Genomic DNA, 14,734 nt, shown 5'->3' on the forward strand with positions numbered 1-14,734 from the left:
TTTTTGACACATACACATTTTCTATACTGTGTTTTTATAAATTTATTCCTATGTTTTTGCTGTTTTTCAACAACTTTTCAACTAATTTCTATGCTATACTTAGATTTAAAGCAAAAAGAATGGGGGTTCTACTATGCAATTTAAAACTGAAAAAATTTCAGAACACATTACAAGAATTCATGGATTCTGCACAGAATTTATGTATCTGATTGAAGGCAGCAAAGCAGCTGTCCTAATCGACACTGGATGCGGATTCTATAGTTTAAAAAACTGTATCCATAACCTGACTAACAAGCCATTAAAAGTCCTGATAACCCACGGTCATGTAGATCACGCCATGGGCGCCAATGAATTTGAAGAAATTTATCTGAATCATAAGGATAAATCCGTATATCAGCTTCATTCTGAAAAAGGCTTCCGTCTGGAAGGCGCGAAAGGATTGTGTCCTGAAAAAGGGCTTATCAAAGAAACAGATATGATACCATCTGCTCCATTTGAAAAATTTCATAACCTGCAGGAAAGTGATGTTTTTGAGCTTGGTGGAATTCATGTTGTTATTTATGAATTACCCGGTCATACCCTGGGCAGTGTTGTCATGCTGATTCCGGAAGAGCGGACAATTCTTCTCGGTGATGCCTGCAATCCATTTTTATTCCTGTTTGACAAATTTTCCACGGGACTTGCTTCCTATGAAAAAAATTTACGAGCGCTACAGAAAAAAATTGCCGGAAAATATGACCGAGTCCTGATCTCACATGGAAATGGAGATGCCAAGCCAACCACTTTAGAAGATGTGCTCAAAGTATGTCAGGATATTCGTTCTGGAAATGTTACGGATCGCAATTTTGTTTTTTCTGGTGAAACACATCCTCTCGCAGATAATGGAACTTATACCTTTATCTGCTATGACAAAAAACGAATAGAAGAATAAAATCAGATTACTCTATTATGTTTTTTCAACACTGTTCAATATACAACTGTCTCAATAATTGATGTGTATTAGCTGATAAGCTGTGAATAAATCATAAAAATCCCAGCTTATCAGCTTTTCTTTACTTAATGTCCCATGCACCGTATTATTTCCGGCATTAAATCGGTATTATTTGCCGACATTTTGTGTTGCAAACATCCTGTTCGCACTGCTCTTCATTTAAAATTAAAAGCACATTTTCTTCCTTGGAATTTATCAAAAAGACAGCTGTACACGAAAAAGACATAGGAAATGCAGAAAAAACGCACAAAAAGAGAGAACAGATTTCTCCATTCTCTCTTCAATAAATTTATTTTACTAAAAATTTTTTATTTACCGAAATATCTAGCCAGCAGACCAGCGAATGCTTTTCCGTGTCTAGCTTCGTCTCTTGCCATCTCATGCACGGTGTCATGGATTGCATCAAGATTCAGGCTTTGGCACGTTTTGCAAGATCTGTTTTACCAGCGGTTGCGCCGTTCTCTGCTTCTACACGCATCTGCAGGTTTTTCTTGGTGCTGTCGGTTACAACTTCGCCGAGAAGCTCTGCGAATTTTGCTGCGTGCTCTGCCTCTTCGTAAGCTGCTTTTTCATAGTACAGACCTACTTCCGGATATCCCTCGCGGAATGCTACTCTGGACATTGCCAAGTACATACCAACCTCGGAGCACTCGCCCTCGAAATTGGCTCTCAGGTCTTTTTTGATATCTTCCGGAACATCGGATGCTACGCCAACTACATGCTCTGCTGCCCAGGTCAGATCCTCGCCCTGCTCGATAAATTTCTCTTTCGGTGCTTTACAGATCGGACAGACTTCCGGTGCTTCTGCTCCTTCATAAACATATCCACATACGCTGCATACAAATTTTTTCATAGTCTTTCTTTCCTTTCTTTTTGTTGTGTATTTAATTTTATCATTTCCAATTTTGTGGTTTATAACAGTTTTTTATTTTTGATATTAGTAACTGTTACTGATATTACTTTAACATAAGCTTCCATTTTTGTCAATGCCTATTTTTAATTTTTTCTTTCTTCCTGGGGATGCTATACGTTCCCCGGGTGATTTCTGCAGTTCTCGCAGATGCCGTAAAAATTCACAGAGTAATCTTCGATCGTACCTCTGAAATTTTCCGCTGCTACGTTCTTGATTTCGCTGATGTCACGCATTGTAAGGTCTGTCACGCAGTGACATTTTCTGCAAATGAAATGGTGATGCGTGGAAGTATCTCCATCGAACCGGTCCGGGCCATCTCCTGTTGTAAGACGCTTGATCTCTCCTAATTCAGAAAGAAGAGACAGGTTCCGGTATACTGTGCCAAGACTGATATTGGGAAATTCTTTCCGTACATCGGTATAGAGCATATCTGCGGTCGGGTGATCCTTTCGCCCCTGAAGGCAGACTTTGATGCTTTCTCTTTGTCTGCTATACTTGAGTGTTGACATAGTTTTTTTCCTTTCGTATCTTTCGATAACAGTAATTGTTATTATATTTATACTATAAGGCTGCTTCTCGCAAAAGTCAAGAAAAAGATCACTACCCTGTCTACACAGATTTCCGTCTGTCCCAAGATCAAAAATTCCCCAAAAACGAGGAGTGCCCAGGAACCTCTCGGTGCCTGGGCTATTATTATGAAAAAATCTTAATTGTGTAGTGATTGCATACACGCTGTTCCTTTGGAACTGAGATAACTATACCAATTAATTATGAACAGATTATGAACGTGCAGTGAATCTTCTGTGAATCTGTACATTTTTTAGAATTATTTTATACTTTCTTTGTGTATTTATCACATATTTTATTTCTAATTCTGTCCCTTACTCTCTACTCTGTCTAGAAATCGTTTTTCTCCGTTAATTTTTCTATTCGTATTGCCCATCCCCGATTTTCCCTGTCATTTCTCTCTCATTTATGTTAAGATTGATGTACAGCCAATGCGGCAGAATGGAGGATTTTTTATGAGTACCGGAAATCAGGAATATATACGAGACATGAACCGCGCCCTGGTTCTCGAGGCAATCGCCAACCATCCGCCGCTTTCCCGCGCAGATCTGGCGAAAATGCTGCATCTGACAAAAGCAACCGTATCCACCATCGTCCAGGAACTGCTCGACCGCCAGCTCGTCATAGAACTCGGCAGCGCCGAAAAAACTTCCATGGGTCGAAAACCGATTCTGCTTACTTTTAATAATCGCTGCGGTTCCATCATCGCCGTCGATCTCGGCGTAAAAAAGATCACCATTCTCACCGGAGATCTGAAGGGAAAATCATGTACTGTAAAAGAATACCCGATTGATCCATCCCTCTCACTGGAGGAATACCTGATTTCCCTCCTCCACAAAACCAAATCCGACCTCCACAAGACTCCGTGCGGCCTCGTCGGAATCTCCATCGGAATCTACGGCGTCGTCTGCGACGACCTCGTTTTATTCACACCCTACTACGATCTGAAACACTCCAACCTGAAAAACTACCTCGAAGAAGAATTTCAGGTTCCTGTCATCGTAGAAAATGAAGCCAACCTCTCCGTCATCGGCGAAGCCGCCTGCGCAGAGCACTTTAAAAATATGATCTTCCTGAACATCCACGAAGGCGTCGGCATGGGAATCCTCATTGACGGCGAACTCTACACCGGCCAGAACGGCTACGCCGGCGAATTCGGCCACACCATCCTCTTCCCCGATGGCCGGCCCTGCCCCTGCGGCAACCACGGCTGCCTCGAACAGTACATCTCCGAAGCCGCCGTCCTGAACGATTTTGCCGCCGCCGAAGGCTTAGAAAACGTCTCCGTCGAACGCTTCATCCAGTATTACCAGGAAGGCAACCCCAACGCCCGCAAAGTAATGCAGGATTTCACCCACTACATCGGAATCAGCCTGAACACGGTTCTCCACACCTTCAACCCGGACGTCATCGTCATCAACAGCTCCTTCACCAACTACATCCCAGGTCTGATCGACGAAATCACCTCCGGAATCCAGAACCGCCTCCGCTGGTACCTCCACGTCCTCCCGGCTCACCTGCAGGATGTCTCCGTCCTCATGGGCGGAATCAGCCTCTGCTCCCGGAACTTCCTCGGAATTTCCACCTTTAAGCTGCTGGACCTGTAACTCAGAAATAAGTCCCTGTTCAGAGCCCCATCTCGATTCCGCTGCGCTGCATCTTGATGTGGCTTCTCGCCATATGAAATTTCAGAAAAAAGTGCTCATTCATGCAAGCATGATTCGCAATTTGTTCTGAAATTTCGCATGGCTCTGAATAGTCACAATTTGTTCATGATTTTTTTACAACATGAACACGCTTTCAACATAATTTACCCGTATACTAAAAGCATAAATAATGAATGCCAACATTATTTACACAATTTTCTTTTTCATATTGCCGATTAGAAAATCGGCTCTCCTTCCTTTAAAAATAAAAATGAAAGAAAGCACTGTTTCGCCAACGGTGCTTTTTTTCATGCCTTTTTCTCATTTTCTCCCATCTTCCTCACAACAATCTCACGCCGATCCGCCCATCCGGGCGGATCCAGACCTCCCCTCCCGCCCCCACTACCAGCCTCGCCGCCGCTCGTCCGTCCTTGCGTGATGCGGCATGGCAGCATTGGAAAAGCGGGCAGGAAAAACCAGAAAAAATGGAGGCCTTTCGAGAGACTGAAATCTGGTGCTCAACACCAGATTCAAGGCATTCTGAGCTGGGAAAGCATCAGGCTTTCCTGGCGAATAATGCCGGTGTCTGTCGAAAGACCTCCATTTTTTCTACGTTTTTCCCCCGCTTTTCCACCGCTGCCATGCGCATCACGCAAGGGCGGACGGGCGACGGCGAGGCGTCCCCTCTATTTACACAATTCATCCGTCAACCGCGCAAACTCCTGTAAATTCAATGCCTCCCCACGAATCGTAAGCGGCCAGCCGCAGGCTGTGATTGCAGCCTCAATCTCCTCTTTCGAAAAATGCAGCAGCTCCGAATTTTTCAGTCCGTTCGCCAGCGTCTTCCGTCTCTGATTAAACGACGCCCGAATAATGGAGAACATCAACTTCTCATCCTTCGTCTCCACCGGCATCACCTCATGACGCGTCAGCCGGATCACCGCACTTCCAACCTTCGGCCGCGGCATAAAACAGTTCGGCGGCACATTCGCCACAATATACGGCTCCGCATAATACTGCACCGCCAGCGACAGCGCCCCGTAATCCTTCGATCCCGGCCCCGTCTGCATCCGGTCCGCAACCTCCTTCTGAACCATAACCGTAATCGAATCCACCGGCACATGATTCTCAAATAATCCCATAATAATCGGCGTCGTAATATAATACGGAAGATTCGCCACAACCTTGATCGGCCGTCCGTTGTTCTTCTCCTTCGCCAGCGCCGCCAGATCCACCTTCAAAACATCATTGTTGATAACCTCAACATTATCATAATCCGACAGCGTATCCTCCAGAATCGGGATCAGATTCTTGTCAATTTCCACCGCACACACACTCCGCGCAGCATACGCAAGATACTGCGTCAGCGTACCGATACCAGGTCCGATTTCCACAACAAAATCGTCCGGCCCGATACCTGCAGCGGCTACAATCTTATCCAGCACATGTGGATCGATCAGAAAATTCTGACCATACTTTTTCTGAAATACAAAGCCGTACTTCTGCAGTACGGCTATTGTATTCTGCGGCTCCCCGAGCCACGGTTTTACTTTCTCCATAAATTCTCCATGTATTTAGAACTCAAAGTCTTTCTCGTAAAGAATCACGCGGTCGTCCGCATCGGTATGCTTTCTGGACATGCGTCTTCCGAATTTACGGGTTCCCTTTTCTGCATGGGCGATGGCACGATCCACCATATCTTTGACCTGTGAAATCGTCATCGGCTCGCCCTCCTTCTGATTATTGCCAATTTGTGTATACAGAGCAAGCACACCCATCTCGTCCATCTTGTATCCATTCTCACGCGCATACGTGCGGGCAAACGTAACAAGCTCGTCGTTCGTGAAAACAGGAATCGAAATGACCGTCTCAAACTTCTTCGCAAAATCAGGGTAATTCCGCAGAAGACCTCTCATGCTGACCTTCTCATCCTCGATGATCAGAACCAGACTGTCGGTACGGAAATCCATTGCCTGCGACAGCTTCTCGATCGTCTCCGGGTACATCAGACCGGCACGCTCGATCAGGAGGAAACCTCCCGCCAGCTTTGAAACAATCTGCGCACAGTCCTTTTTGTTCAGAACAGATGCATCCAGACGGGCCATCTTCGTTGCCGGAAGTTTTAAGTCAGCACAGATTGCACGGACGAGATCCTCCGACAGCTTCGTTTTTCCAGTACCGTATCCGCCCATAATGGCAATGTTTCCATGACGGGAAGTACGGTCGCCTGCGTAATGATAAACACCATGCATTGCATCCAGAATCTGGATATCCATGCCTGGAACTTTCGCAAAGTAAGTAAACAGCGCTTTCTGCTCATCACTCAGCTTATCCGGCTGGGTGTCGTTCAGGATGCGGAGTCTTGCCTCCTCCGGCGTCTCCTCGCGGAGCACCTCTTCAATCGATTTCGCAACAGTTCCTTCCGGAATGTTGTCGCGGATCAGCTGAACGGTGGCATCCGTTGTTTTTTCGATGCTCATGTTGATCGTCGCATCGGATACGCGCTCACGCTTTGGCTCGGTCGGAACTTCGATTTCGATTTCCTCCGGGGTAATCTCGATCGGCTGGGTTCCTGCCGGCTCAAACGGATCGGCTGGCTCAGTCTCGGCCGGAGTTTCCGGCTCTGTTTCGCTTTCCGGCTCGTCAGCAGGTTCTGCTTCCGCAGTTTCCGGCTCATCCGGCAGTTCGATTTCCGATGCTTTTTCAGCTTCCTGCACTTCTGCGTTCAGCGCTGCCTGAAGCTCACTAAAATCGATGGTCGGCCGTGTCTCCTCTGCCGGTTTCAGATCCGCGATGACAACCGTTGCATCCATGGACGGTGTCTCCGCCGGTTCTACGGTTTCCTCAATTTCGGCTTCCGCCTGAGCCTTCTCGGCTGCTTCTGTTTCAGCTTCCACTGCTGGTTCTGTAACTTCTGCTTCTTCGATTTCAGCCTCGGCTGCCGGTTCTATAATCTCTTCGATCTCAGCTTCATCCATCGGCTCTGTAGCTTCTTCGGTTTCAGCCTCATCCGCCGGTTCTGTGATCTCTTCGGTTTCCGCTTCATCTGCCGGTTCTGCATCTTCTTCCGGCTCAGCTTCCGCCTGCGGCTCCTCTGCCGTTTCCCGTGCCTCTGTCTCGGACTCCGGATCCATCGGCTGCTCTGCGGTTTCGGCTTCTGCTGCCGGTTCCACTGGCTCTTCTGCTTCTTCCTCCGCAACTTCCTCCGACAGGTTTGCTGCGGTCTCCTGGAACAGTGCTTCGAGGTCCGGCTCTTCGTATTTCTTCTCCGGCTTCGGTGCTTTCGGCATTACCGGCTCGGCTTTTTCCTTCGGTTTTGGCTGCGGTCTTGTCTTGATTGTCGTGTTGGCATCCGGGGATACCTCTACGTTTACATCAAGCTGCTCCGGCTCCAGATCTTTTACTTCGTACTGTACCGGCTCTTCGCTTGTCTCTTCCTCGACTGCCGTCTCTTCCTGTTTCTTTCCGCGGAAGGAGAAGACATCGCGGATGCTCTTTGCAAGCTCTGCGTGAAGATCGATCGTATTTCCAAGGTACGTCGGCGTGCTGTCTGCATACGCCTGCTCTTCCGGAATCTCCTCGATCGGCTCCTCTGTCTGCTGCAGTGCTTCGTACTCCTGCACCTGCTCTGCATCTGCCTCGGCCTGCTGTGTTTTCTCATATGCTTCGTACGGCGAACCGGCTTCTTTTTCTTCTTCACCGGCCACATACTGGCTCATCACACCGCCGTTTACCGGTTTTACTTCCGGCGTCTCTGCCGGCTCTTTCGTCGCAGCCATTTCACCGGCTCCGCTCTCTCCGGCTAACCGCACTTTAAGTGCTTCCGGATCCTCGGACGGCTCTTCATTCTTTTTGTAGTCAAAACGATGCTCGTATTTGATCTGCTGGGACGGTGACAGCGGCTCGTACTTCATTTTCAGATCCATTGCCTTTGTTACATATTTGCCCTCGCTGAACCACAGGATCAGCTCATCACAGGCATCGATGCATTTCTGCGTCTCTCCGGCTTTGCTGTAAAGGTTTGCCAGTTCATATGCCCATCTCTCGGTAAATTCCCGCTCTTTGTATTCCTCCAGAAGGGAAATCTGCTCCTCAAGCGGCGCTTTCTGTCCTCTTAAAATCTTGTATTTCAGCAGATACCGGGAATTATCGTGACGTGCGACTGCTTCAAACTCGTTGTAAAAGTCAATCGCCTCATCAAAGTCTTTCATTTTTATGGAGACCTCTACCAGGCGATACAGAATGCCCTTTCCGATGGAGGAACGGTCATACGCCATCAGCAGAATCTTCTTCGCCTCCGGATATCGTTTGTTCGCCTCATAGACATCCGCTACCATGCCGAGCGTGCGCAGACTCTTGACACGCCGCCAGTCAACGGCTTCTACAACTGCAAGTGCCCCCTCATAGTCCTCTTTTTTTACCAGACTGTTCAGCTCTTCCAGCCGGCTTTGATATTCAGCTTTATCCAATCTTTTCACCTCAATACATTTCAGATTGTTTTAGTTCATAGACACGAACAGTGTACCACACTCCCCGTAGAATGTCAAAAGAATGCCTGTTTTGCAGGCATTTTTCGGGATGCAAATCCTTCCAGCGGGCATCAAAAAAGAACACCCGCCCCTCCGGTTTTTCCCGGAAAAGCAGGTGTCCCCTAACTACTTATATTTGATTCCGATTACTTTCTGACAGTAATCTTGTCCAGATGCCAGATATCATCTACATACTGCTGGATGGTACGGTCGGATGTGAATTTGCCGCTGTGTGCGGTATTCAGGATCGCGCTTCTTGCCCATGCAGAAGTATTTCTGTATTTATCCTCAACACACTCCTGTGCTGCCGCATAGGACTTGAAGTCTGCCAGGGTAAAGTACATATCCGGGCGCGGAGCATTCTTCGGTGTGAGCAGGGAGTCATACAGATCACGGAACATCATGGTGTCGCCGTTTGAGTATCTTCCGCTGATCAGATCCATCACTACGTTGTGGATGTCCTGATCGTGGATGAAGTAGCTCATCGGATCGTAGGTGTAGTTGTTCTCATATTCGATAACCTGATCTGCGGAAAGTCCGAAGATGAAGGCGTTCTCTTTTCCAACTTCCTCAACGATCTCTACGTTTGCACCGTCCATGGTTCCAAGAGTCAGGGCACCGTTCAGCATGAACTTCATGTTACCGGTACCGGAAGCCTCTTTACTTGCGGTGGAAATCTGCTCGGAAACATCAGCAGCGGCAAAGATCAGCTCTGCGTTGCTGACACGATAATCCTCGATAAATACAACTTTGATCTTTCCTTTGATGGTCGGATCGTTATTTACGACATCCCCAACGGAATTGATCAGTTTGATGATTGCTTTTGCACGCTCATAGCCTGCGGAAGCTTTCGCTCCAAAGATGAGGTTCTTGGGTAGAACGGCATATCCGGGTTCTTTTTCAGACGGTCATACAGGTACATAATATGAAGAATGTTCATAAACTGGCGTTTGTACTCATGCAGACGCTTTACCTGAACGTCAAAAATAGAGTTCGGATCTACATCAATGCCGTTATGCTCTTTGATGTATTTTGCCAGGCGAACTTTATTTTTGTGTTTAATCTCCATAAATTCCTTCTGTGCCTGTGTATCATCTGCAAGCTCAGCGATCTTTTTGATCTTCGGAAGATCGGTAATCCAGCCATTTCCTGCATACTCAGTTACCCAGTCAGCCAGGAGCGGATTTCCGTGAAGCAGGAAACGACGCTGTGTGATACCGTTCGTCTTATTGTTGAACTTCTCCGGAGTCATTTCGTAGAAGTCTTTTAAGGTCTGTTTTTTCAGGATCTCGGTATGAAGCTTTGCAACACCGTTGACAGAATATCCGCCTACGATAGCCAGGCGAGCCATATGAACCTGTCCGTCGTAGATCACTGCCATCTGGCGGACTTTCTCTTCATCACCCGGGTACTGCTCTCTTACCTGGATCAGGAAGCGGCGGTTGATCTCTTCTACGATCTGATAGATACGCGGAAGAAGTCTGGAGAACAGGTCAACCGGCCATTTCTCAAGTGCCTCTGCCATAATCGTATGGTTGGTGTATGCGCAGGTCTTGGTCGTAATCTCCCATGCCTCATCCCATCCAAGGCCTTCCACATCCATCAGGATTCGCATCAGTTCCGGAACAGCTACGGTTGGGTGGGTATCATTCAGCTGGAAGGTAACCTTCTCATACAGCTTCGTGATATCATCGTGATGTTTTTTATATTTTGCAACTGCTCTCTGTACGCTTGCAGAAATAAAGAAATACTGCTGTTTCAGACGCAGCTCTTTTCCTTCGTAATGGTTATCGTTCGGATACAGAACCTCTACGATGGTTTTTGCAAGGTTTTCCTGCTCAACAGCTTTGTGGTAATCACCCTTGTCGAAGGAATCCAGTGAGAAGTCCTGAATGGCCTCTGCATCCCAGATAGTCAGTGTGTTTACAACGTCGTTGTCATATCCTACGATCGGCATGTCGTAAGGAATTGCATTGACAGACTGGTAATCCTTCTGTACAAAGTTTACGCGTCCGGTAGCTTCATCGTACTCCTGTGCCACATATCCGCCAAATTTTACCTCTTTTGCATACTCCGGGCGTTTCAGCTCAAATGGATAGCCGTTTTTCAGCCAGTTATCCGGTACTTCTACCTGATAACCGTCGCGGATCTGCTGTTTAAACATACCGTATTTGTAACGGATACCGCAGCCGTACGCCGGATATCCAAGGGTAGCCAGAGAATCCAGAAAGCATGCTGCCAGACGGCCAAGACCGCCGTTTCCAAGAGCCGGATCTCTCTCCTGATCCTCCAGAAGGTTCAGGTTCAGTCCCATTTCCTCGAGAGCTTCCTGTACCTGTTTGTATGCAGTCAGGTTAATCAGGTTATTTCCCAGCGCACGTCCCATCAGGAACTCCATGGACATATAGTACAGAATCTTCGGATCCTGCTCATCCATTGCTTTCTGGGTTTTCAGCCAGTTGTCAATAATAACGTCTTTTACTGCGTAGCAGACTGCCTGGTAAATTTCCTGCTGGGAAGCCTCTTCCAGATTTTTTCTGTACAGCATTTTTACGTTTTCTTTGACACTGTTCTTAAAAGTTTCTTTGTTGAACTCGGCGTTTAACATCTGCGTCCTCCTCAATAGCAGTCTGCGAGCGGAGAGCTTGTCTGCATCCCCGCTCGCAGGCTGATTTTTATATTAACGATCGTCGTGGAAACGCATCCAGAAGTATTCTTAGATACGCTCTACTGCCATGGTAACCTTTTCGGAGTTGATATTCCACTCCTTCTCATAGCCCTTTGTCTCTCCAGTCACGATTTCTTCTGCCAGAACTTCAGATTTAATTTCATCACCATGGTTTTTCATGATGCTTACAATCTTGTCGTTGTCTTTTGCATATACTCTGATCTTGTCCATAACCTCAAAGCCGGCCTCTTTACGCATGGTCTGGATTTTACTTACCAGCTCACGAACAAAACCTTCCTCGATCAGTTCCGGAGTCAGATTGGTATCCAGAACAACGGTGATTGTATGGTCGGATTCGGATACATAGCCTTCCATCTGTGCCATGTCAATTAACAAATCCTCCTCTAATAATACAATTTCCTGTCCATCGATGTCAAGTTTAAGTTCGCCGGTGCTCTTGAGCTCTGCCATAGCCTTGTTTCCATCCAGCTCAGACAGGGTTGTTTTGATCTTGTTCAGGAGTTTTCCGTATTTTGGTCCTACGGTACGCATCTGCGGTTTGAAGCTGTAGCTGATGAAATCTGCGATGTCATCTTTAAATACAACTTCTTTGACATTCAGCTCGTCCTCGATGATCTCTTTGTAGAATTCGGAAAGCTGGAACTCGCTCTTCACGTACATGGTTCCGATCGGCTGACGGTTTTTGATATTGGCAGTATTTCTTGCGGCACGTCCCATAACGACGATCTCCAGCAGGTCTGCCATATCCTCTTCCATCTTCGGATCGATCCAGTTCTCATGTACCTCCGGGAAGTCGCACAGATGGATACTTTCCGGTGCACTTGCATCGATGCTCTTTACGAGGTTCTGATAAATATCCTCTGTCATGAACGGAATCATCGGAGCTGCTGCTTTTGCAACGGTCACCAGTGCGGTGTACAGAGTCATGTAAGCATTGATCTTATCCTGCTCCATGCCTTTTGCCCAGAAACGCTCACGGGAGCGGCGTACATACCAGTTACTCATATCATCACGAAGGACTGCAGTGCTTTTGCTGCCTCCGGGATACGGTAATTTGCCAGGTTGTCGTCTACTGCTTTTACAGTGGATTCCAGACGGGACAGCAGCCATTTATCCATAACAGCCAGTTTGTCATATTCCAGACTGTATTTTGTTGCATCGAAGTTGTCGATGTTTGCATACAGGACAAAGAACGCGTAGGTGTTCCACAGGGTTCCCATGAACTTTCTCTGTCCTTCCACGACCGTCTTGCCTGCGAAACGGCTCGGCAGCCACGGAGCACTGCTGGTGTAGAAGTACCAGCGGATCGCATCGGCACCGTAGGTCTGCAGTGCGTCAAACGGATCTACCGCATTTCCTTTGGATTTACTCATCTTCTGTCCGTTCTCATCCTGTACCAGACCAAGAACGATAACGTTCTCGTACGGTGCTTTGTTGAACAGCAGAGTGGAAATTGCAAGCAGGGAGTAGAACCATCCACGTGTCTGGTCTACAGCCTCGGAAATAAACTGTGCCGGGAACTGTTTCTCGAAGGTTTCTTTGTTCTCGAATGGATAGTGATGCTGTGCGAACGGCATGGAGCCGGAATCGAACCAGCAGTCGATAACCTCCGGTACACGGTGCATCTCTTTACCGCATTTCGGGCACTTGATGGTCACTGCGTCGATGTATGGGCGGTGAAGCTCGATGTCATCCGGGCAGTTGTCGGCTTTTTCTTTCAGCTCTTCGATACTGCCGATGCAGTCCTGATGGCCACATTCACACTGCCATACCGGAAGCGGAGTTCCCCAGTAACGGTTTCTGGAAAGTCCCCAGTCCTGAACATTTTCCAGCCAGTCGCCAAAGCGTCCTTTTCCGATGCTTTCCGGAATCCAGTTAATGGTGTTGTTGTTGCGGATCAGATCCTCTTTTACTGCAGTCATGCGGATGAACCAGGTTTCACGTGCATAGTAGATCAGCGGAGTATCGCATCTCCAGCAGTGCGGGTAGCTGTGCTCGAACAGCGGCGCATCAAACAGAAGGTCTTTATCCTCGAGTGCCTGCAGAACGGCCATATCTGCTTTCTTGCAGAAAGTACCTGCCCACGGAGTTTCCTCGGTCATCTCACCTTTTTCGTTTACTAACTGTACGAAAGGAAGATCGTATCTGTGACCGACCTTGGAGTCGTCCTCACCAAATGCAGGGGCGATATGAACAACACCGGTACCATCGGTCAGTGTTACGTAGGTATCGCAGACTACATAGTATGCTTTTTTGTTTCCGATTCTCTTCTCAGCGTACGGGAACAGCGGCTCGTACTCTTTGAACTCAAGATCTTTGCCCTGATAATGCTCCAGGATTTCAGCGCCCTCACCGAGAACGGTGTCTACCAGAGCGGCTGCCATATAATAGGTATATCCTTTGCTTGTTACTTTTACATAATCCTCATCCGGGTTGACGCAGAGCGCAACGTTGGACGGAAGGGTCCACGGTGTGGTGGTCCATGCCAGGATGTAAGCGTCCTCGCCTTTTACTTTAAAGCGGACAACGGCAGAACGTTCTTTGACATCTTTGTATCCCTGCGCTACTTCGTGAGAAGAAAGCGGGGTACCGCAGCGCGGGCAGTAAGGAACGATTTTGTGTCCTTCGTACAGAAGACCTTTCTTCCAGATCTCTTTTAATGCCCACCACTCGGACTCGATGTAATCGTTATGATACGTAACGTATGGGTTTTTCATATCAGCCCAGAAGCCAACGGTATGGGAGAAGTCTTCCCACATTCCCTCGTATTTCCATACGCTCTCTTTACACTGCTCGATGAATGGCTCTACGCCGTATTTTTCGATCTGGTCTTTTCCGTCCAGACCGAGCTTTTTCTCAACTTCCAGCTCTACCGGCAGTCCGTGGGTATCCCAGCCTGCTTTTCTCGGTACCTGATAGCCTTTCATAGTACGGTATCTCGGAATCATATCCTTGATAACACGGGTCTCTACGTGGCCGATGTGCGGTTTTCCGTTTGCGGTCGGCGGTCCGTCATAGAATACGTAGGACGGATTTCCTTCACGCACTTTCATACTTTTCTCGAAGATCTGATTGTCTTCCCAGAACTTCTCAACCTGTTTTTCTCTCTCGACAAAGTTCATGTCGGTTGAAACTTTCTTGTACATGCTTGTACCTCCTGAAACTTAAGTTTCTCGTTTTATTTGTTCGCGTAAAATAAGAAAAAGCTCCCGCCCTGTAATAGGACGAAAGCTGTACTTATCGTAACCACCTGTTACATACTATCATATGCATTTCCTGTAACGGGGAACAACCGGCAACTTCTTACCACTGCTCTCCGGCTTTCTATATTTTATGCGCCGGACGCGCAGATTCAGAACTGCAACTTGGAAGTGATGTTCACCTGCCGCTACTTGTACC

The 14,734-nt window shown here is 47.4% G+C and carries 5 protein-coding genes and 3 pseudogenes; 2 read left to right on the forward strand and 6 right to left on the reverse strand.

Annotated elements, in window-relative coordinates; genetic code table 11:
- Positions 1-133 precede the first annotated feature (133 nt).
- Complete coding sequence (locus DXA55_RS12590; RefSeq protein WP_117814366.1) at positions 134-931, forward strand: MBL fold metallo-hydrolase; 798 nt, start codon at positions 134-136, stop codon at positions 929-931.
- Positions 932-1,299: 368 nt separating this feature from the next.
- Here DXA55_RS12590 and DXA55_RS12595 read toward each other — a convergent pair.
- Together DXA55_RS12595 and DXA55_RS12600 are read right to left on the reverse strand one after the other, a co-directional pair.
- Positions 1,300-1,844 (reverse strand): annotated as a pseudogene (locus DXA55_RS12595) (NADH peroxidase).
- Positions 1,845-2,014: 170 nt separating this feature from the next.
- Entirely contained in the window at positions 2,015-2,413 is a 399-nt protein-coding gene (locus DXA55_RS12600; RefSeq protein ID WP_117814367.1) for a Fur family transcriptional regulator, read from the reverse strand.
- A 513-nt stretch (positions 2,414-2,926) separates the two neighbouring features.
- Between DXA55_RS12600 and DXA55_RS12605 the strand changes: the two genes are divergently transcribed.
- Entirely contained in the window at positions 2,927-4,078 is a 1,152-nt protein-coding gene (locus tag DXA55_RS12605; RefSeq protein WP_117814368.1) for an ROK family transcriptional regulator, read from the forward strand.
- 725 nt (positions 4,079-4,803) lie between these two features.
- Here the strand turns inward: DXA55_RS12605 and rsmA are convergent.
- The 4 genes and pseudogenes from rsmA to ileS all read right to left on the reverse strand — a co-directional run bounded on the left by rsmA (position 4,804) and on the right by ileS (position 14,481).
- A complete protein-coding gene (gene rsmA, locus DXA55_RS12610) occupies positions 4,804-5,676 on the reverse strand; it encodes a 16S rRNA (adenine(1518)-N(6)/adenine(1519)-N(6))-dimethyltransferase RsmA (protein ID WP_022461748.1) in 873 nt (290 codons plus the stop codon).
- A 15-nt stretch (positions 5,677-5,691) separates the two neighbouring features.
- Positions 5,692-8,595: a hypothetical protein gene (locus DXA55_RS12615; protein ID WP_442857664.1), complete on the reverse strand. Its 2,904-nt coding sequence runs from the start codon at positions 8,593-8,595 to the stop codon at positions 5,692-5,694.
- A gap of 197 nt (positions 8,596-8,792) precedes the next feature.
- Positions 8,793-11,254, reverse strand: a pseudogene (locus DXA55_RS12620) (glycogen/starch/alpha-glucan phosphorylase).
- Between the two features lie 108 nt (positions 11,255-11,362).
- Positions 11,363-14,481: pseudogene (gene ileS, locus DXA55_RS12625) on the reverse strand (isoleucine--tRNA ligase).
- Between the last annotated feature and the right edge of the window lie 253 nt (positions 14,482-14,734).

The organism is Blautia sp. OF03-13 (assembly GCF_003460685.1).
GTDB classification, from domain to species: Bacteria; Bacillota; Clostridia; order Lachnospirales; family Lachnospiraceae; genus Fusicatenibacter; species Fusicatenibacter saccharivorans.